Source organism: Thermoanaerobaculia bacterium, from assembly GCA_018057705.1.
Lineage (GTDB): Bacteria > Acidobacteriota > Thermoanaerobaculia > Multivoradales > JAGPDF01 > JAGPDF01.
In genome coordinates this window covers 58,078-77,458 of sequence record JAGPDF010000008.1, presented here as the reverse complement: position 1 = coordinate 77,458, position 19,381 = coordinate 58,078, and the positions used below count along the sequence as shown (strand labels likewise).

The following is a 19,381-nucleotide window of genomic DNA, read 5'->3' as shown; positions in this document are numbered from 1 at the left end:
CTCCTGCCCGTTTGGGGGTGGGAGACGGGGGGGAAACGCGACTAGCCTCCGGGCATGCCGCCGACTCCTGCGGTCTCCGAGATGCGCGACGCGGTGGTCGAGGGCGACGCCCCCCGGGCGCGGGCGCTCGCTCTCCAGCTGGTCGCCTCGGGCGACGACCTCGTCGCCGCGGTCGAGCACGGCTTCGCCGCCGGCATCCGCCGCGTCGGTGAGCTCTGGGAGGAGGGCGAGTACTTCCTGCCCGAGCTCGTGCAGGGCGCCGAAGCGATGAAGGCGGCGATGGCAGTCGTCCTGCCGGCGCTGGCCGCGAGCCGCGCCGGTGCGCTCACCCGCGGCCGGGTCGTTCTCGGCACGGTGCAGGGCGACCTGCACGACATCGGCAAGGGCCTGGTCGGCGTGCTGCTCGCCGCCCACGGCTTCGAGGTCCACGATCTCGGCCATGACGTGCCGGTCGAGCGCTTCCTCGCCAAGGCGCGCGAGATCGACGCCGACATCGTGGCCGCCTCGGCCCTCCTCACCACGACGATGCCCGAGCAGCGCCGGCTCGCCGCGGCGATCGCCACCTCCGACCTGGCGCGCAAGCCGCGTCTCCTCGTCGGCGGCGCGCCGACCAGCCCACAGTGGGCGGCCTCTTTCGGCGCAGCCCATGCCGAGAACGCGCTGCGCGCGGTGGCCGCGGCCGAGGGGCTGCTCGCGTGAGCTTCGCCGGGCGCCTGGCGCGCGGGCCGGTCGTGCTGCTCGACGGCGCCATGGGCTCGATGCTGATGGCGCGCGGCCTGCCGCCGGGAGTGGCACCGGAACGCTGGACTCTCGAACGCGGCGACGAGATCGTCGCGGTGCACCGCGCGTACGTCGACGCCGGCAGCGACGCGGTGCAGACCGGGAGCTTCGGCGCCCATCCGCTGCGTCTCGCCGCCGCCGGGCTCGCCGGGCGCGCCGGCGAAGTCGCGACCGTCGCCACCGCCCTCGCCCGGGAGGCCGGCGCACGCTACGTGATCGGCAACGTCGGACCGACCGGAGAGTACCTGCCGCCGGTCGGCCGGGGAGAACCCGAGGTGTTCCGGCGCGGCTTCCTCGAGCTCGGGCGGGCTTTCGCCGCCGCCGGCGTGGACGCGCTCCATGTCGAGACGATGAGCGACCTCGCTGAGGCGCAGATCGCGCTCGCCGCTCTCCTCGAGTCCGCGCCCGGCATCCCGGTCTGCGTCTCGTTGACGTTCGAGCACAAGCCGCGCGGCTTCTTCACCGTCATGGGCAATCGCCTCGAGGAGGCGCTGCCGGCGCTCGGTGCCGCCGGGGCGACCGCGGTCGGCGCCAACTGCACCCTGACCAGCGCCGGCTTCCGCGCCCTGGCTGGCATCGCGCGCCAGGTCTGGGACGGACCCCTCCTGCTGCAACCGAACGCCGGCAGGCCGTCGCTCACGCAGGGCCAGGCGGTCTACGACCAGCTGCCGGAGGAGTTCGCCGCCGATCTCGCCGGCATCGCAGCCAGCGCAGTGACCGAATCCAGCGAAGTCAGCGCAACCGGCGCTGCCCGGCCCGTCGGCGCGGGAGCGAACCTCGCGGTCGGCGGCTGCTGCGGCACGGATCCGCGATTCATCGCCGCGCTGGCGGCGGAGCTGGCAGAACGGCGCCTGCGGTGAGCGCGCCGGTGCATCGGCTCGAGACGCCGCTCGCCCTGCTGCGCTCCGACGTCCTCCACTTTCTCGGCTACCCCCGCGGGCGCGAGCCCCAGGCGCGGGTCGCGGCCAAACTCGAAGAGTGCCTCGCCCGGGCGCGCAGCCTGGTCCGGGGGCGCGGCGTCTGGACGACGCTCGCCGTAGAGCAGGCGCCCGAGGTCGGCCTCGCGCCGGTCCCGGCGAGCGGATTGGTGATCGGCCTGGTGACGGCCGGTGCGGCGATCGTCGAGGCCGCTTCCGATCGCATGGCGGTGGGTGACGCGACGGCGGCGCTGATCTTCGACGCCTGCGGCAGCGCTGCCGCCGAAGAGGCGGCGGACCGCATGTCGGCGGCGATCATCGCCCGTCTGGGCGGTCTGAGCGGCGGCACGGGTGCCATGGAGGACCGCGCCGAAGGCGCCAGCGAGAGCGCGCGGGTCGCGGCGATCTCCTGCCGCATCAGCCCCGGCTACGGGAAGTGGCCGCTCGCCTCGCAGCCGGCGCTGTTTTCCCGCCTGCCGCACCGCGAGATCGGCGTGCACCTCGAACACTCGCTCCTCATGACGCCTCGCAAGTCGGTCTCGTTCGCGATGTGGCTGGGGGCCGACGCGCGACCGCTCGCCGGTCTTTCCGGCTGCGCCCGCTGCGAGCTCGAGAGCTGCCGTTATCGCCGAGCGCCGCACGCCGCCGAAGAGGACGCCGCGACGTGAGACCGCGCCTGGAGCTGCTCTCCCGGGAAGAGCTCGACCTCCTGCTGGAGGAGGCCTTCCGGGTGCTCGAGCGGATCGGCGTGCGGATCGAGACGGAAGCTGCGACCACGCTCCTGCTCGCGGCCGGCGCGGTGCAGCGCGACGGCCGGGTCCTCCTCCCGGCGACGCTGGTCCACGCAGCGCTCGCCACGGCCCCCCCGCGATTCGCGCTCTACGACCGCGCGGGCTCTGCGGTCGTCGAGCTCGGCAGCGGCCGCACGAGCTTCGACCCGGGCTCGGCCGCGATCTACCGGATCGACGGCGGAGCGGAAGCGGGCTCCCGGGCGCCCGGCCGTCGCGCGGCGACGACCGACGACGTGATCGCACTGGTGCGGCTGGTCGACGGCCTGCCGGCCTACGCCGCGCAGGCGACCGCGCTCGTTCCCGGCGACGTCCCGGACGCGATCGCCGATCGCTGGCGCCTCTACCTCGCGCTGCGCTTCGGCGCCAAGCCGGTCGTCACCGGCACCTTCTCGACGGACGGCTTCGCGCCGATGCTCGCCATGCTCCGAGCCGTCCGCGGCGGAGAACGGGCGCTGCGCGAGCGGCCGCTGGCGCTCTTCGACTGCTGCCCGACCTCGCCGCTCACCTGGAGCGACTTGACCGCCACCGCGCTCATGGACGCGGCGCGCGCCGGCGTGCCGGCCAACCTCGTCGCCGTGCCGATGACCGGCGCCACCGCGCCGGTCACCTTGCGCGGCGCGCTGGTCCAGCTCGCCGCGGAGAACCTGGCCGGGGTGGCGATCCACCAGCTCGCCTGTCCGGGGGCGCCGCTGGTCTGGGGAGGGGCGCCGTCGGCGTTCGACATGCGGCACGGCAGCGCGGCGATGGGGGCGATCGAAAGCGCCATGCTGAACGTCGCGAACGCGCGGGTCGGGCGGGCGCTCGGGCTGCCGACCCACGGCTATCTGGGGCTATCGGACGCCAAGATCGCCGACTACCAGGCGGGCATGGAGAGCGCGACCGGCGCCCTGCTCGGTGCGCTGGCCGGGATCGACCTCGTCTCCGGGCCGGGGCTGCTCGACTTCCTGCTCTCGCAGTCGCTCGAAAAGCTCCTGCTCGATCACGAAGCCTGTCGCGCTGCGCTGCGCTGCGCGCGCGGCATCGACTGCGCGCCCTGCGACACCACGCTCGATCTGCTCGGGGATCTCGTGCGCACCGGGGAGCTGCTGTCGCACCCACACACCCGCAGCCGATGGAAGGCGGAGCTTCAGATTGCCTCGCCGCTCATCGACCGCGAGAGCCATGGCGACTGGGTGGTCGCGGGCTCGACCAGCGCCGTCGAGCGTGCCCGCGCCGAGCTCGCGCGCCGGCCGCCGCCCGGTTCGCCGCTCGCCGACGACACCGCCGCCGAGCTCACCGCCATCCTGAGCGCCGACGCCGCGCGCCACGGCGTCCACTCCCTGCCCGTCGTCTAACGCGACCCTCACGGCAACCTTCCGCTGCGGCCGGCACTCGGTCGGCGCGGGGAACACCCCATCAGCGTCGGCAGACCAGCCCTTCCGGGTGGCGGATCCGGTCCCTCGGAACCAGCATGATCGAAGCCGCGACGAGAGGGTCGGCGCCGAGAGCCCCGGCCGGCCCGAACTGACCAGGTGATCTCCGGGGCGCAGGAGCTTCCTATGAGTGCCTACAAAATTGCGTGGCTACCCGGCGACGGTGTCGGCGTCGAGGTGATGGAAGCCGCGAGGATCTGTCTCGACGCCCTGAAATTCGACGCCCACTATTCCCATGGCGATATCGGATGGGAGTTCTGGCGCACCGAGGGAGAGTCCTTCCCCCAGCGCACGATCGACCTCCTCGAGGCGAGCGACGCGGCGCTGTTCGGGGCGATCACCTCGAAGCCGGCGAGAGATGCCGAAGCCGAACTGATACCCGCCCTACAGGGCAAGGGCCTCACCTACCGCAGCCCGATCGTGCGCATGCGGCAACGGTTCGACCTCTTCACCTGCCTCAGGCCCTGCAAGGCCTATCCCGGCAATCCGCTGAACTACAAGGATGGCATCGACCTCGTGATCTTCCGCGAGAACACCGAGGGGCTCTACGCCGGTGTCGAGTTCAGTCCGGTCCCCGACGAGTTGAAGACGGCGCTCCTCAAGCTGAGTAAGCCGTTCGCGCACTTCGCCGACATTCCCGGCGACGAATTCGCCATCACCTGCAAGGTCAACACCCAGAAAGGCTGCGACCGGATCATCCGCGCCGCCTTCGAGTACGCGAAACAGCACGGTTGTCCGAAAGTCACGATCATCCACAAGGCCAATGTCGTGCGCGCCACCGAAGGCATGTTCCTCGAGACCGGCAAGCGCATCGCGAAGGAATACCCCCAGATCGCGATGGACGACGCCAATGTCGACGCCATCACGATGTGGCTGCTCAAGAATCCCCAGAGCTACAGCGTCCTGGTCGCGACGAATCTCTTCGGCGACATCGTGAGTGACCTCGCGGCTCAGATGATCGGCGGCCTGGGGTTCGCGTGCTCCGCCAACATCGGCGCGAAACTGGGCGTCTTCGAGCCCAGCCACGGCAGCGCGCCCAAGTACGCGGGACAGTACAAGGTGAATCCGATCGCCATGATTCTCTCGGCGAAGATGATGCTCGACTGGCTCGGCGAAACCGAGAAGGCGGCGAAGCTCGAGGCGGCGACCGCGGCCGTCATTGCCGAAGGCCGCGTGCGCACCTACGACATGGGCGGCAACGCCTCCACGCTCGAGATGAGCGAAGCCATCGCGCGCAAGCTCTGACCCGGCGCCCGAAGGGGGCTCGCAGATGGCACACATTCAGATTCATGAGGTCGGCCCGCGAGACGGTCTGCAGGCCGAAAGGCAGGTGGTCCCGACCGAGATCAAACTCGATTGGCTCGAACGGCTGATCGGGAGCGGCCTGGACATCGTGCAGGTGGGCTCCTTCGTCCATCCGGAGAAAGTGCCCCAGATGGCGGACACCGATGAGTTGTTCCGCCGCCTCACCGCGAACCGGCGCCCCGGTGGCGCCATGCTCTCGGGGCTGGTGCTCAACGAGAGGGGCCTCGAGAGGGGGCTCGCCTGCGGCGTGGAGATGTTCTGCCTCGGCGTGTCGGCATCGGAAACCCACAGTCGCAAGAACACCGGCATGGGAACGGCCGAAGCCACCCAACGCATCGTCGCCACGGCTCTCGAGGCGAAACGGTCGGGCAGGGAGGTCCAGGTCAGCGTGCAGAGCGCCTTCGGCTGCGGCTTCGAAGGGCGGGTGCCCGAGAGGCGGGTGATGGAGATCGTCGCGGCCTACTTCGCCGCGGGTCTCGAGGCCGTGAGCCTCGCGGATACGGCAGGGCACGCCCATCCCGCACAGGTCGACTCCTACGTGCGCCGCATCCTGGAGATGGCGCCCGGCGCCAGGATCACCGCCCACATCCACAACACCTACGGCGTCGGAATGGCCAACGTCTACGCCGCGATCGAGGCTGGCGCGACCGCCGTCGAGACCAGCTTCGGCGGACTGGGAGGCTGTCCGTTCACGAAAGTCGCGGCGGGCAACGTCGCCACCGAAGACCTCGTGCACGCCTTGCAGCGCTCGGGCCAGTCCGTCGGACACTGCGGCGGGATCGACCTCGAGATCCTCCTCGCCGTGGCGCGCGATGTCGCGGCCTTTCTCGGGCGCGACCTTCCGGGTTGCGTCTACAAGATCGGTCCGGTCCCGACCGAAGTGCCGGCCGCAGTGCCCTCCGGCGCTCCGGCCGGCTGAGAAACCCGACGGAGCCGACATGACTCAGCGCATTCTTGAAGGCATCAAGGTCCTCGACCTCACCAACGTGCTCTCCGGACCGTTCACGACACTCCATCTCGCTCTCCTCGGCGCCGAGGTGCTCAAGGTGGAGAACCCGAAAGACGGCGACCTGGCGCGCAAGCTGGGCATCCTGCCGGAGCTCAACAAGCGCCTGATGGGCACGAGCTTCATCGCCCAGAACTGCAACAAGAGGTCGATCACCCTCAACACCAAGAGCGCAGAGGGCAAGGCCATTTTCCTGCGCCTGGCGAAGGACGCGGACGTCGTCGTGGAGAACTTCCGGCCCGGCGTGATGGATCGTCTGGGTCTCGGGTACAAGGTTCTCGCGGCGGCGAACCCCGGTCTGGTCTACTGCGCGATCTCCGGCTTCGGGCAGACCGGCCCCGACGCGCTCCATCCGGCCTACGACCAGATCATCCAGGGGCTCTCGGGCGAGATGGCGGTGAACGGCGACGAGCGCCTGAACCCGCTCCGCGCCGGCTTCCCGGTCTGCGACACGGTCGGCGGCCTCAACGCGGCGTTCGCGATCCTGGCGGCGCTCTTCCACCGCCAACGCACCGGCGAGGGCCAGTCGATCGACGTCGCGCTGCTCGACAGCATCCTGCCGTTGATGGGATGGGTCGCCGCCAACCTCCTGATCGGAGGGCAGCAGCCGGTGCTCATGGGGAACGACAACTTCACCGCCGCTCCGAGTGGCACCTTCAAGACCCGAGACGGCCACATCAACATCGCCGCCAACAAGCAGGAGCAGTGGGAGGCGGTCTGCGACGTCCTGGCGCTGCCCGAGCTCAAGACCGATCCGCGCTTCGCGGAGCGTGACACGCGCAAGAAGAACCGCCGCGATCTCACTGCGCTGCTCGAGGAGAAGCTCGTCACTCGGACCACGGCGGACTGGGTGGCCGGGCTCAACGCCGCCGACGTTCCGAGCGGCGCCATCCTGGGCCTCGAGGAGGCCTTGCGCCAGCCGCAGCTCGCCCACCGCGACGTACTGAAGAAGCTGCCCCTCCCGGGCTTCGGCGACATCGAGGTCTTCGGCCTCACGGCGCTGTTCGAGAAGACACCGGGCACGGTGGAGACGCCACCGCCGACCCTGGGCGAGCACAACAGCGAGGTCTACACGGCGCTCGGGATCTCCGCCGACGAGCAGACCCGATGGAAGACCGCAGGCGTCATCTGACAGGAGCCAACATGGGAATGACCGTTGTCGAGAAGATCCTCGCGCGCGCTGCCGGCCTGGAGTCGACCGTCGCCGGGGACGTCGTCGAGCCGAAGGTGGATCTCGCGATGTCGCACGAGAATGCCGCCCTGGTGATCAACCAGTTCCAGGAGATCTTTGCGGACACGGGTCGCGAGCCCAGGGTCTGGGATCCGTCGCGCGTCGCCATCATCTTCGATCATCGCGTGCCGGCCGAGTCGCCCAAGACCGCGACCAACCAGAAGAAGATCCGCGAGTTCACCGCCGCCAACGGCATCACCAAGTTCCACGACATCCGCGGCGACGTCGGAGGAATCTGCCACCAGATCCTCCCCGAATACGGCTACGTCCGCCCCGGCTATGTCGTCGTGGGCACGGACTCCCACACCACGACGCACGGCGCGCTGGGCGCCTTCAGCTTCGGCGTCGGCGCCACCGAGATGGCCTCGGTCTGGAGTCTGGGCTTCGCCGTCAACATCGAAGTGCCCGCGACCATCAAGATCGTGGTGAACGGCGAGTTCCCCCCGTTGGTGGGCGCCAAGGACCTGATCCTCCACATCATCGGCGCGTTGACCGCGCAGGGTGCCAACTACAAGGTGCTGGAGTTCCACGGCGAGACGATTCGCCGGATGAGCACCAGCGGGCGCATCGCCGTCTGCAACATGAGCGTCGAGGCCGGCGCCACCTCGGGCATCGTCCCCGGCGACGAAGAGACCGTGCGCTATCTGCGCGAGGAGTCGGGCGTGACCGAGGCCATCCCCTGCGTCGCGCCGGATGCCGATGCGCACTACGTCCGCACGGTCGAGGTCGACGTTTCGAGGCTCGAGCCACAGATCGCCTGCCCCCACATGGTGGACAACGTGAAGCCGGTCAGCGCGGTCGCCGGCACGAAGGTGCAGCAGATCGTCATCGGCAGCTGCACCAACGGCCGCCTGGACGATCTCGCCGTGGCGGCGGCGATCCTGCGCGGCAAGAAGGTCGCGACCGGCACCCGGATGCTGGTCTTTCCGGCCTCGGGGCGGATCTTTCAGCAGGCGCTGGAAAACGGTTACATCCAGGACTTCATGAAAGCCGGCGCGGTGGTGATGAACTCCGGCTGCGGGCCCTGCCTCGGCGTGCACGAGGGCGCGCTCGGCGACAACGAGACCGCGCTCAGCACGACGAATCGCAACTTCAAGGGCCGCATGGGCAACCCGAAGTCCGAGGTCTACCTGTGCAGCCCGGCCGTGGCCGCCGCCTCGGCCATCACCGGCGTCATCACCGATCCCAGAACCGTCTAACGCCGCGAGTCAGGAGTCCTTCATGGGCAAGGTCATCATCCAGCTCGGCAACGACATCAGCACCGACGACATCTATCCCGGGCGCTTCATGGCGACCGTCCTGCCGACGGAGACGCCGCAGTTCGCCTTCTCCGACCGCGCGGAGTTCAACGCCCGGCTGAAGGCCAGGGAGTTTCCCGCCGGCAGCATCATCGTCGGCGGGGAGAACTTCGGCTGCGGCTCGAGCCGCGAGCAGGCCTGCTCGGCGCTCAAGGGCTACGAGGTCACGGTGGTGGCGAAGTCGATTGCGCGCATCTTCCTGCAGAACAGCATCAACCTCGGACTCAAGGTCGTGCTGTGTCCGGAGCTCGAGGCCCAGGAGGGGGATGAGCTCGAGCTCACCGCGGACCAGGTCGTGAACCGGACGTCCGGCAGAACCTTCGCCCAGGTGAAGATGCCCGCGGCGCGTCAGGGCATCATGGATGCCGGGGGATTGATTCCCTACACCCGGAAGCTCCTGCAGGCGCGTCCGCAGGGATAGCGATTCAGCCCGGGAGCCCTGCCGCGCGCCGGATGGCGGCGGCGGAGCGATCCACATCCGACTCCGTGGTCGACCAGTTGGAGACCGAGATGCGCATCGCCGCCCGGCCTCGCCAGGTTGTCCCCGAGAGCCAGCAGGTGCCGTCCGCCTGAACGCGACGGATGACCTCGCGCGTGTACTCGTCGCCCGCCGCGGCATCCGCGCCGGGCCCTCCCGACTCTCCCGGCCCCTCACCTGCCGGCGTGAAGCGCACCAGCACCTGATTCAGCACGACCTCGTTGAGGATCTCGACGCGCCTCGGCGTCGCCAGGAGCTCGGCAAAGCGGCGGGCGTGGCGGCAGCAGCGCTCGACGAGGTCGGCGACGCCGCGCTGTCCGAGATGGCGCAGAGCCGCCCAGACGGTGAAGCCGCGCGCCCGGCGCGAGAACTCGGGGGCCCATTCGAACGGATCGCGCTCCTTGCCCGCGGTCTGCTCGAGATAGTCAGCGTGGGCGGTGAGCGCCGCGCGGTGAGCCTCCGGATGGGCGCAGAAGACCAGGCCGCTGTCGTAGGGGACGTTCAGCCACTTGTGGGCGTCGGTGGCCCAGGAGTCGGCGAGCTCGAGTCCGCGCACGTGGTGGCGCAGCTCGGGGCTCGTCCCGGCCCACAGTCCGAAGGCACCGTCGACATGCAGCCAGGCACCGTGTGGCGCCGTGAGGTCGGCGATCTCGGCGAGCGGATCGAACGCCCCGGTGTTGATGTTTCCGGCCTGTGCACAGACCAGCGTCGGGCGTCCGGCGAGCGGTGCGAGCGTCGCCCGAAGGTCCGCCGGGAGCATCCGCCCCTGGCCGTCCACCGCCACGCGATGCACCCGCTCGCGACCCAGCCCGAGCATCTGCAGCGCGGTGTGGACGGTGACGTGCGCCTCCGCGCCGACCACGACTTCGATCTCGGGCGCGCCGTAAAGGCCGCGGGCCTCGACATCCCAGCCGAAGCGCTGCGAAAGGGCGTGGCGGGCGGCGGCCAGGGCCGCGAAGTTGGCCGCCTGGCAGCCGGTGACGAAGCCGACGCTCGCGCCGTCAGGCAGGCCGAAGAGATCGCGCAGCCAGCCGCCGGCGGTCTCCTCGGCGGCCGAGTTCGCCGGCGAGAGGACGAACAGGCCGGCGTTCTGGTCCCAGGTCGAGGTCAGCCAGTCGGCGGCGACGGTCACCGGCAGGGTGCCGCCGACGACGAATCCGAAGTAGCGCGGCCCGGCGGTCGCGACGATGCCGGGATCGGCGGCGCGCGCCAGGATCTCGAGCACCGAATCGGCGTTTTCCCCCGCCTCCGGCAACGCGCCGCCGAGCGCCCGGCGCATCTCCTCCACCGTCGCCTTGCTGCCCACCGGACGTTCCGGCAGGCTCTCGAGGTAATCGCTGGCAATCTCCGCTGCGCGGCGCAGAAGGTCCCGTGAGCTCATTCGTGGAAGTCTACCGTCCGCACCCGGGGCCGCAGGCACTGTCGAAAGTTAGGGTCCGGGAGCCCCTCCAACAGCGCTGGGCGTGACGCTCCGGCACTCGGGATCCAAAGCGGGCTCCTATTTGAGGCGTGGTCGCCCACTTTGGATCCCGAGCGCCAGAGCGCCCTCACGGTACGAGAAGCAAACTTCTTCTTTCTCGACCTTACCGACGAGGGGTGGCCGGACCGAGGGCTGCCATGGGCGCGGAGCGCTTCTTCAGCGAGCACCCATGGGAGACGGGCCGGACAGGACCCCGAGCACGCGTCTCAGAGGGCAAGAACGTGTCACTGCGAAGTGTCCCCGCAGATCAGTCGCGCAGGTAGTGACAGGTGTAGCCGCCGGGGTTCTTGACCAGGTAATCCTGGTGGTACTCCTCGGCGGACCAGAAGTCCCCGGCCGGGACGATCTCGGTCACCACCGGGTTCTTCCACTTGCCGGATTGGTCGACGCGCGCCTGCACCTCAGCGGCAGTCTTCTGCTGCGCGGCGCTGGTGTAGAAGATCGACGAACGGTAGGACGTGCCGATGTCGTTGCCCTGGCGGTTCTTCGTCGTCGGGTCGTGCATGCGGAAGAACCAGCCGAGGAGCTGCTCGAACGAGATCCGCCGCGGGTCGAAGATCACCTTGACCGCCTCGGCGTGGCCGGAGTCGCCCTTCTTCACGATGGCGTAGGTGGCGTTGGCGACCGTGCCGCCGGTGTAGCCGACCTCGGTCTCGACGACGCCGGGGATGCTGCGCAGGATCTCCTCCATGCCCCAGAAGCAGCCGCCGGCGAGGATCGCCGTCTCGCGCTCGCCGGAGTCCTTGGCCAGCGCGCCGGCCTTCTCGAAGGCGGGCAGGTACTGTTCGTAACCTTCGTCGATCAGCTTCTCGACCGGAATGAACCGCATCGCCGCGGAGTTCATGCAGTAGCGCAGGCCGGTGGGGGCCGGACCGTCGTCGAAGACGTGGCCGAGGTGGGAATCGGCCTGCTTCGAGCGCACCTCCACCCGGGTCATGAACAGCCCCTTGTCGGTCTTGGTCGCGACACTCCCGGAGTCGATCGGCTTCGAGAACGACGGCCAGCCGGTCCCGGAGTCGTACTTGTCGAGCGACGAGAAGAGCGGCTCGCCGGAGACAATGTCGACGTAGATGCCGGCGCGCTTCTCGTTCCAGTACTCGTTGCGGAACGACGGCTCCGTGCCCTCCTTCTGCGTCACCTCGTACTGCAGCGCAGTGAGTCGGGCCTTGAGCTCGGCGTCCGAAGGTTTGGCGAAGTTCGACATCGATTTTCCTTTCTTGGAAGCCGACGGCGTCGCCGCCGCGCCGGTGGCCGGCTCCCCCGCACCGAGGGCCGCGAGCGCGCTCGGACCCGGACGTTGCAGGGCGGAAAGCAGCCAGGGACCGGCAACCAGCGCGACGGCGGCGGTCAGGACGAGAGCGAGGAGGCGGTGACTTTTCATGGCAGTGATTGGATGCGCGCTGCGGGCGGCGGTTTCAGCGCGCTCCCTCCATTCTGTCCTACGCCACCGCGCCCCACCGCGGATGGGTGGGTGAATGGGAGAGAATCGCCCCATGCAGCGCCCGCATTATCTCGCCTTCGGCCTGGCCGGCTACCTGGCGTCGCTCCTGTCGATGCTCTACTTCGGCGGCTTCCTCGCCAACCTCCTGGTTCCGAAGGGAATCGACAGCGGACTGTCCCCCGCCGCCGGCTTCCCGGGCCGCGCGCTGACCGTCGATCTGGCCTTGCTCCTCGCCTTCGCGGTGGTGCACAGCCTCCTGGCGCGCCGGGCGGTGAAAGTTCGCCTCGCGGCGATCTTTCCGCCGGAGCTCGAGCGCAGCCTCTACTCGCTCGTCGCCGGCCTTCAAATGGGTCTGATCTGCTGGGTCTGGCAGCCGCTGCCGATGCCGGTGTGGGACCTTCCGGCGAGCTGGGCAGCTCTCCGCGCGGCGCTCTGGGTTCTCCAGGCGGCCGGCTGGGGAATCGTCGTCGTGGCTCTCACGACCATCGACAGCACGCACCTCTTCGGACTCCGGCAGTCCCTGTCGGCGGCGCGAGGAGTGCCCTATGTGGCGCCACCGTTCGAGATCCGCGGCATCTACCGCCACGTGCGCCACCCGGTCTATACCGGCTCGCTCCTCGCCATCTGGTCGACCCCGACGATGAGCCAGGGTCGCCTGCTGCTCGTCGGAGTCCTGACGATCTATCTCTTCGTCGGCCTGGCTTTCGAAGAGCGCGACCTCGAGCGCGCGTTCGGCGACGCCTACCGGGAGCACAGGCGGCGCGTCCCGTCCTTGCTCCCGCGCCTGTTGAAGTAGTCTTCGAGCGGGAGATCCTCCGACCATGACGCGCACCGTCCCGGCCTTCTGCCTGTTCCTCGCTTTCGTCGCCGCAGCCAGCGCCAGCTCCCAGGCAGCCCCCCCAGTTCCGTCCCAGAAGGCGCCGACCTGGGAGGAGGAGGTCGCCGCCTGGAAGCAGAACCGTTTCGAGCGACTCCAGAGGCCCGACGGCTGGCTCACGCTGGTCGGCCTGGGGTGGCTGAAGGAAGGGGACAACAGCATCGGCAGCGACCCGAAGAGCGGCGTCCCCCTGCCCGTCGGCAAGGCGCCAGCGCGGCTCGGAACCCTGCGCCTCACCGGCACGGGAGCGCAGCACAAACTCGAGTTCCGCGCCGAGAAGGGCGTCGCGATCACCCACCAGGGCGCCCCGGTAACGACCCTCGCCCTGGTCTCCGACGCCGACGCCCAGGGCGACGCCGCCCCGACCCTGCTCGAGCACGGCAGCCTCTCCTTCTACGCCATTCGGCGCGGGGAACGGCTCGGCATCCGGGTGAAGGACAGTGCGGCCGCGACCCTCAAGGCGTTTCGCGGCCTCGACTACTTCCCCCTCGACCGCAAGTGGAAGATCGCCGGGCGCTTCGAGGCCGCGGCCGAGGTCAAGGAGATTCCGATTCCGAACGCGCTCGGCTTCGACGAGCCGATCCTGTCGCCGGGCCACGTCGTCTTCACGGTGGACGGCCAGGAGCACCGCCTGCTGGCGCTCGACGACACCGGCGATGGCCGGCTCTTCCTCGTCTTCGGCGACAAGACCAACGGGCGCGAGACTTACGGCGGCGGGCGTTTTCTCTACACCGATCCGCCGCAGGGAGGCCGGGTGGAGCTCGACTTCAACCGCGCCTACAACCCGCCGTGCGTCTTCACGCCCTACGCCACCTGTCCGCTGCCGCCGCGCGAAAACCGCCTGCCGCTGCGCATCGAGGCCGGTGAGAAGAGCTTCGCCGGACACGACGCCAAGCCGTGACCAGCGGGGGCCTCTACGAGAAGGTGCTGGCCGCAGCTGGCGGCGAGCTGGCCGCGCCCCGGCCGGCGCGGCCCTCGGCCGCCGTCGTGCTCTACAGGCGCCGCCCCGAGGGCGAGCTCGAGCTCTTCTGGCTGCAGCGCGGCGAGGTGCTGCCGTTCATGGGCGGCTGGCACGCCTTTCCTGGCGGCGGGCTCGAACGAGGCGATGCCGACTTGCCGGTCGCCGGCATGCCGCAGGGGCTCTCGCCGCAGGGCTGGACCCCGGCGAACGCCGACGCGGAGGGGTCGCCGAGTGAGCCGGATCTGGTTCCCGGCCTCGTCGCCTGTGCGCTGCGCGAGCTGTTCGAAGAGACAGGTGTCCTCATCGCCTGTCCGGCAGCAGGGGAAATTCGTGACAGTTACCTGATTTCCGCGCGGCACGCGGGATCGAAGAGCTCTCATAGCGGTGGCGGAAATCAGGTAACTGTCACGAGTTTCCCGGTTTCCGAGGTTCGCCGGACTCAACTGGCCGGCGAGAAGTCGCTCGGCCCCTGGCTCGAGAAGAACGGCCTCGCGCTCGATGCCTCCCGCCTGCGCTTTGCCGGGCGCTGGCTCACGCCGCCGTTTTCGCCGGCGCGGTTCGACAACCGGTTCTTCCTCCTCGAATGGCGCGCCGAGGACGGCCAGCCGCGGGTCATTCCTCCGGAGAGCGAGGAGGGCGAGTGGATTCCACCGCGCGCCGCCCTCGACCGTCTCGACGCCGGGCATGCGCTCGCCGCGCCGCCGATCCTCCATCTGCTCCGAGTTCTCGCCGAGGAGAGCCCCGAGACCGCCGGGGCCCGGCTGCTCGACACTTCGGAGGCGAACCTCGGGCCGTTGCGCCGTATCGAGCTGCGCTCGGGCATCGTGCTCTTTCCGCTCGCCGCGGCGACCCTGCCGCCCGCGGCGCACACCAACACCTACCTGCTGGGCACGGCCGAGTGCGTGCTCGTCGATCCAGGATCGCCATTCGAAGGGGAGAACCAGCGCCTGCTCGCGGCGCTCGAGGCCGCGACAGCGCAACTCGGACGCAAGGTGGGGGCGATCTGGCTCACCCATCATCATCCCGACCATGTCGGCGGCGTCGAGATGCTCCGCCGGGCGCTCGGGGTGCCGGTGTTCGGCCATCCGCTCACCGCGGAGCGGCTGCGCAGCCGCGGCATCGCCCTCGACGGCTGGCTGCACGGCGGGCAGCGGGTCGCGCTCGAGGGGACACCGCCGTTCGCGCTGCGTGTCCATCACACCCCGGGACATACCGGCGGCCACCTCTGCTTCGAGGTCGAGGCGACCGGCGATCTCATCGCCGGCGATATGGTCGCCGGCTTCGGAACCATCGTCATCGATCCGCCCGAGGGCGACATGGACCTCTACCTCGCGTCGCTCGACCGCCTGCGCGAGCTCGCGCCGCGGACGCTCTTCGTGAGTCACGGCGCGCCGTTGCTCGACAGCGTCACCAAGCTCACTGAGTATCGCGACCACCGCCTGGCCCGCGAGGCACAGATCTTCGCCTGCTGGGAGGCCGGCGTGCGCGAGCCGCAGGCGATGATCCCGCGCGTCTATCCGGAGATCGCCGCCGCGGTCTTTCCGCTCGCCGAGCGCCAGATCCTGGCCCACCTCGCACGCCTCGAGCGCCTCGGCCGCATCCGCCCCTGAGCCGGGGCGTCGACGCCGCGACGCTGGCGGCGTTCACATCCTGTTCACCTCTGCTGCGAAAGCATGGCGGAATGGACAGCCAGGACTCTGCGCGCTCTCGCCGGACATCGCGACGCCTTCGCACCGCGCCCGATCCCGCCACAACGCTCCGCACTCTCGCCGGCTGGGTCGCCTGCCTCGCTCTCCTCACCGCCGTACCGATCCTGGGGCAGGCCGGATCGGCGAGCCCCCACGGCGCGCTCGCGGCCGAATGTACCGAGTGTCATTCGACGGCGGGTTGGACACCCCTCCAGTCGCCGCTTCCCTACCGGCACGGGGCGACCGGCTTCGATCTCGCCGGTGCGCACGCCGACACCGCCTGCAGGCTCTGCCACGCCACGCTCGACTTCGCCAAAGAGAAGGGAAAGTCCGACTGCTTCGCCTGCCACGAACCGGCGTTCCGCCGCGCCACGCGACCCAGCCACACCGGCTTCCCCACCGCCTGCAAGACCTGCCACGGCGTGGCCGCCTGGCAGCCGGCGACCTTCGATCACAACCGGACCCCGTTTCCGCTGAACGGCGCGCATCGCTCGCTCGACTGTGTTTCGTGTCATCGCAACGGCTATACGGCGACGCCCTCCGACTGCTGGAGCTGTCATCAACGGGACTTCAGTGGCGCCCGCAATCCCGTGCACGCCGGCTTTGCGACCAGTTGCGAGGACTGCCACGGCGTCGCCTCCTGGCAGCCGGCGATCTTCGATCACAACCAGACCGGGTTCCAGCTCGTCGGCGCCCACCGCACCGTCGAATGCACGACCTGCCACCGCACCGGGTACGCCGGCACGCCGTCCGAGTGCTTCTCCTGCCACCAGACCGATTTCACCAGCGCGACCGAGCCGAGCCACGTCGGTTTTCCCAACACGTGCCGTGATTGTCACGGCTTCACCGCCTGGCAACCGGCGCTCTTCGACCACGACAACTCCGGCTTCCCGCTCACCGGCGCGCACCGTTCGACCAGCTGCGCCGCCTGCCATCGCAACGGCTACGCCGGCACGCCCGCGGACTGCTTTTCCTGTCATCAGAGCGCCTACAACGGCGCCCGTAACCCGAGCCACGAAGGCTTCCCCACTTCGTGCCAGGACTGCCACGGCGTCTCCGCCTGGCAGCCGGCGACGTTCAATCACAACGCCACCGGCTTCCAGCTCGCCGGCGCGCACGCCGCTGCCGCCTGCACCTCCTGCCACGCCAGCGGCTACGCCGGTACGCCCGCGGACTGCGTCTCCTGTCATCAGAGCGCCTACAACGGCGCCCGCAACCCGAGCCACTCGGGCTTCCCGACCTCCTGCCAGAACTGTCACTCCGCTTCCGCCTGGCAACCGGCGAGCTTCGATCACAACAGCACGGGCTTCCAGCTGAACGGGGCGCACCGCTCGGTGGCCTGCACCTCCTGCCACAGGAACGGCTATGCCGGCACGCCCTCGGACTGCCTGTCCTGTCATCAGAGCGACTACAACGGCGCCTCGAACCCCAGCCACACGGGCTTCCCGACCACCTGCCAGAACTGCCACAGCGTGACCGCCTGGCAGCCGGCGAGCTTCGATCACGCGACGACCGGCTTCCCGCTCACCGGCGCGCACCGTTCCGCCGCCTGCACGTCGTGCCACCGCAACGGCTACTCCGGAACGCCCTCCGCCTGTTTCTCCTGCCATCAGGGCGAATACAACGCGACGCGCAATCCGAATCACGCCACGGCGGGATTCCCGACCAGTTGCGAGGATTGCCACGGCGTGAACGGGTGGACGCCGGCGACCTTCGATCACGAGAGCTTCTTTCCGATCGCCTCGGGACGCCATGACCTGCCGTGCTCCTCGTGCCACGTGAGCTCGGGGAACTACAGTCACTTCGAGTGCGTCCTCTGCCACGAGCACAGCCAGGGCGAGACCAACCCGGAGCACCGCGAGGTCGGCGGCTACGTCTACGAGAGCCGGGCCTGTTACCAGTGTCATCCGCGCGGTCGGGAGTGAGCGCGGACGGCATCGCGCAGCCCTCGTTCATGTCCCGTTCACAACTCTGGCAATTTTCTACAAAGCGGGAATGCCCGCATTCATAGTGGGTTCATCGCTGTCGCTACAAGATGCCGGGATGAATCGTGCGCAGCTCCAGCTCCCGCGGAGAACCTCGTCCCCCCTGCGAGCCGTCGCGCGCCGGACTGCGATCCTGTGCGGCATCGCGGCGCTCCTCCCGCTCACCCCTCTCGCCGCCCAGTCCGCCTCCGACAGCCCGCACGGCGCGATCAAGATCGCGTGCACCGAGTGCCACTCGATGGAGGACTGGACCGAGCTCCAGTCACCGCTGCCGTGGAAGCACGCGACGACCGGCTTCGATCTCGCCGGCGCGCATGCGGGCGCTTCCTGCAAGAGCTGCCACGCGACGCTCGACTTCGCCGCGGCCAAGGCGAAGGCCGACTGCTTCGCCTGCCATGAGCCGGCGTTCCGGCGCGCGACCCGCCCGAGCCACACGGGGTTCTCCACCGCGTGCAAGACCTGCCACGGCGTTTCGGCCTGGCAACCGGCGACTTTCGATCACAACCGGACCACTTTCCAGCTGAACGGCGCTCATCGTTCGGTCGACTGTGTCTCCTGTCACCGCAACGGCTACACCGCCACACCAACCGAGTGCTTCTCCTGCCATCAGAACGACTTCTCCAGTGCCCGCAACCCCGTGCACGCCGGCTTCGCCAACACTTGCCAGGACTGCCACGGCGTCTCGGCCTGGCAACCGGCGACCTTCGATCACAACCAGACCGGCTTCCAGCTGCTCGGCGCCCACCGCACCGTCGAGTGCACGACCTGCCACCGCACGGGCTACGCCGGGACTCCGACCGAATGCTTCTCCTGTCATCAGACCGACTTCACCAGCGCCCGCAATCCCGTGCACGCCGGCTTTCCGAACACCTGTCGCGAATGCCACGGCGTCACCGCCTGGCAGCCGGCGCTCTTCGATCACAACGCCACCGGCTTCCAGTTGAACGGCGCCCACCGCTCCACCGAGTGCGCGAGCTGCCACCGCACCGGGTACGCCGGCACGCCCAGCGACTGCTTCTCTTGCCATCAGAGTGATTTCACCGGCGCCAGCAATCCCAGTCACAGCGGCTTCCCGAACTCCTGCCAGGACTGCCACGGCGTCTCCGCCTGGCAGCCGGCGACCTTCGACCACAACGCCACCGGTTTCCAGTTGAACGGCGCGCATCGCTCGGCCTCCTGCACCTCGTGCCATCGCGCGGGCTACGCCGGGACGCCCTCGGAGTGCTTCTCCTGTCATCAGAGCGACTTCACTGGCGCGAGGAACCCCAGCCACAGCGGCTTCCCGAACTCCTGCCAGGACTGCCACGGCGTCTCCGCCTGGCAACCGGCCAGCTTCGACCACAACGCGACCGGCTTCCAGTTGAACGGCGCGCATCGCTCGGCCTCCTGCACCTCGTGTCACCGCACCGGGTACGCCGGCACGCCCAGCGACTGCTTCTCCTGCCACCAGAGCGACTTCACTGGCGCCAGCAACCCGAGTCACACCGGCTTCCCGAACTCCTGCCAGGACTGCCACGGCGTCTCCGCCTGGCAGCCGGCGAACTTCGACCACAACTCGACCGGCTTCCAGCTGAACGGCGCTCACCGCTCGGCCTCCTGCACCTCGTGCCACCGCAACGGCTACGCCGGAACGCCCTCGGACTGCTTCTCCTGCCATCAGACCGACTTCACCGGCGCCAGCAATCCCAGCCACAGCGGCTTCCCGAACACCTGCCAGGACTGCCACGGCGT

At 69.6% G+C, this 19,381-nt stretch carries 16 protein-coding genes; 14 read left to right on the top strand and 2 right to left on the bottom strand.

What is annotated here, in order from left to right; all coding sequences use genetic code 11:
• Positions 1-54: 54 nt before the first annotated feature.
• The 9 genes from KBI44_04305 to KBI44_04265 all read left to right on the top strand — a co-directional run bounded on the left by KBI44_04305 (position 55) and on the right by KBI44_04265 (position 9,161).
• Complete coding sequence (locus tag KBI44_04305) at positions 55-699, top strand: cobalamin-dependent protein (GenBank protein ID MBP9143686.1); 645 nt, start codon at positions 55-57, stop codon at positions 697-699.
• Positions 696-1,640, top strand: a complete 945-nt coding sequence (locus KBI44_04300) for a homocysteine S-methyltransferase family protein (GenBank protein MBP9143685.1) — start codon at positions 696-698, stop codon at positions 1,638-1,640. Before KBI44_04305 ends, KBI44_04300 begins: the two co-directional genes overlap by 4 nt.
• Positions 1,637-2,365 carry a hypothetical protein gene (locus KBI44_04295; GenBank protein MBP9143684.1) on the top strand — a complete coding sequence of 243 codons (729 nt, stop codon included), beginning with the start codon at positions 1,637-1,639 and terminating at the stop codon, positions 2,363-2,365. The genes KBI44_04300 and KBI44_04295 overlap by 4 nt, the downstream gene beginning before the upstream one ends.
• Positions 2,362-3,822: a trimethylamine methyltransferase family protein gene (locus tag KBI44_04290; protein MBP9143683.1), complete on the top strand. Its 1,461-nt coding sequence runs from the start codon at positions 2,362-2,364 to the stop codon at positions 3,820-3,822. The genes KBI44_04295 and KBI44_04290 overlap by 4 nt, the downstream gene beginning before the upstream one ends.
• A gap of 204 nt (positions 3,823-4,026) precedes the next feature.
• On the top strand, positions 4,027-5,145 hold the full coding sequence (locus KBI44_04285; protein MBP9143682.1) for an isocitrate/isopropylmalate dehydrogenase family protein: 1,119 nt from the start codon (positions 4,027-4,029) through the stop codon (positions 5,143-5,145).
• A gap of 25 nt (positions 5,146-5,170) precedes the next feature.
• The gene (locus KBI44_04280) at positions 5,171-6,124 is read left to right on the top strand and encodes a hydroxymethylglutaryl-CoA lyase (GenBank protein MBP9143681.1); all 954 of its coding nucleotides are present in this window, start codon (positions 5,171-5,173) and stop codon (positions 6,122-6,124) included.
• A 19-nt stretch (positions 6,125-6,143) separates the two neighbouring features.
• Positions 6,144-7,343 (top strand): CoA transferase, encoded by a 1,200-nt coding sequence (locus tag KBI44_04275; protein MBP9143680.1) that lies wholly within the window; start codon positions 6,144-6,146, stop codon positions 7,341-7,343.
• An 11-nt stretch (positions 7,344-7,354) separates the two neighbouring features.
• Entirely contained in the window at positions 7,355-8,641 is a 1,287-nt protein-coding gene (locus tag KBI44_04270) for a 3-isopropylmalate dehydratase large subunit (protein ID MBP9143679.1), read from the top strand.
• Between the two features lie 22 nt (positions 8,642-8,663).
• Positions 8,664-9,161: a 3-isopropylmalate dehydratase gene (locus tag KBI44_04265; protein MBP9143678.1), complete on the top strand. Its 498-nt coding sequence runs from the start codon at positions 8,664-8,666 to the stop codon at positions 9,159-9,161.
• A gap of 4 nt (positions 9,162-9,165) precedes the next feature.
• On the opposite strand, the gene KBI44_04260 is transcribed toward KBI44_04265, so the two are convergent.
• Both KBI44_04260 and KBI44_04255 read right to left on the bottom strand, forming a co-directional pair.
• Positions 9,166-10,599 carry an aspartate aminotransferase family protein gene (locus KBI44_04260; GenBank protein MBP9143677.1) on the bottom strand — a complete coding sequence of 478 codons (1,434 nt, stop codon included), beginning with the start codon at positions 10,597-10,599 and terminating at the stop codon, positions 9,166-9,168.
• A 346-nt stretch (positions 10,600-10,945) separates the two neighbouring features.
• Entirely contained in the window at positions 10,946-12,079 is a 1,134-nt protein-coding gene (locus KBI44_04255) for a bifunctional methionine sulfoxide reductase B/A protein (GenBank protein MBP9143676.1), read from the bottom strand.
• Between the two features lie 112 nt (positions 12,080-12,191).
• Here KBI44_04255 and KBI44_04250 point away from each other — a divergent pair, with 112 nt between their 5' ends.
• The 5 genes from KBI44_04250 to KBI44_04230 all read left to right on the top strand — a co-directional run.
• Positions 12,192-12,935, top strand: a complete 744-nt coding sequence (locus KBI44_04250) for an isoprenylcysteine carboxylmethyltransferase family protein (GenBank protein ID MBP9143675.1) — start codon at positions 12,192-12,194, stop codon at positions 12,933-12,935.
• Between the two features lie 25 nt (positions 12,936-12,960).
• A complete protein-coding gene (locus KBI44_04245; GenBank protein MBP9143674.1) occupies positions 12,961-13,917 on the top strand; it encodes a DUF1684 domain-containing protein in 957 nt (318 codons plus the stop codon).
• Positions 13,914-15,587 carry an MBL fold metallo-hydrolase gene (locus KBI44_04240; GenBank protein ID MBP9143673.1) on the top strand — a complete coding sequence of 558 codons (1,674 nt, stop codon included), beginning with the start codon at positions 13,914-13,916 and terminating at the stop codon, positions 15,585-15,587. Before KBI44_04245 ends, KBI44_04240 begins: the two co-directional genes overlap by 4 nt.
• Before the next feature lie 71 nt (positions 15,588-15,658).
• Positions 15,659-17,590 carry a hypothetical protein gene (locus KBI44_04235; GenBank protein MBP9143672.1) on the top strand — a complete coding sequence of 644 codons (1,932 nt, stop codon included), beginning with the start codon at positions 15,659-15,661 and terminating at the stop codon, positions 17,588-17,590.
• A 118-nt stretch (positions 17,591-17,708) separates the two neighbouring features.
• A partial coding sequence (locus KBI44_04230) for a hypothetical protein (protein ID MBP9143671.1) occupies positions 17,709-19,381 on the top strand: 1,673 nt, incomplete at its 3' end.

What these genes read in the sequence shown, in the direction of transcription:
- KBI44_04235 (MBP9143672.1), top strand. Translation starts at nt 15,659, where the DNA reads ATGGACAGCCAGGACTCTGCGCGCTCTCGCCGGACATCGCGACGCCTT.
- KBI44_04255 (MBP9143676.1), bottom strand. Translation starts at nt 12,079, where the DNA reads ATGAAAAGTCACCGCCTCCTCGCTCTCGTCCTGACCGCCGCCGTCGCG.
- KBI44_04280 (MBP9143681.1), top strand. Translation starts at nt 5,171, where the DNA reads ATGGCACACATTCAGATTCATGAGGTCGGCCCGCGAGACGGTCTGCAG.
- KBI44_04265 (MBP9143678.1), top strand. Translation starts at nt 8,664, where the DNA reads ATGGGCAAGGTCATCATCCAGCTCGGCAACGACATCAGCACCGACGAC.
- KBI44_04305 (MBP9143686.1), top strand. Translation starts at nt 55, where the DNA reads ATGCCGCCGACTCCTGCGGTCTCCGAGATGCGCGACGCGGTGGTCGAG.
- KBI44_04270 (MBP9143679.1), top strand. Translation starts at nt 7,355, where the DNA reads ATGGGAATGACCGTTGTCGAGAAGATCCTCGCGCGCGCTGCCGGCCTG.
- KBI44_04260 (MBP9143677.1), bottom strand. Translation starts at nt 10,599, where the DNA reads ATGAGCTCACGGGACCTTCTGCGCCGCGCAGCGGAGATTGCCAGCGAT.
- KBI44_04250 (MBP9143675.1), top strand. Translation starts at nt 12,192, where the DNA reads ATGCAGCGCCCGCATTATCTCGCCTTCGGCCTGGCCGGCTACCTGGCG.
- KBI44_04245 (MBP9143674.1), top strand. Translation starts at nt 12,961, where the DNA reads ATGACGCGCACCGTCCCGGCCTTCTGCCTGTTCCTCGCTTTCGTCGCC.
- KBI44_04285 (MBP9143682.1), top strand. Translation starts at nt 4,027, where the DNA reads ATGAGTGCCTACAAAATTGCGTGGCTACCCGGCGACGGTGTCGGCGTC.
- KBI44_04275 (MBP9143680.1), top strand. Translation starts at nt 6,144, where the DNA reads ATGACTCAGCGCATTCTTGAAGGCATCAAGGTCCTCGACCTCACCAAC.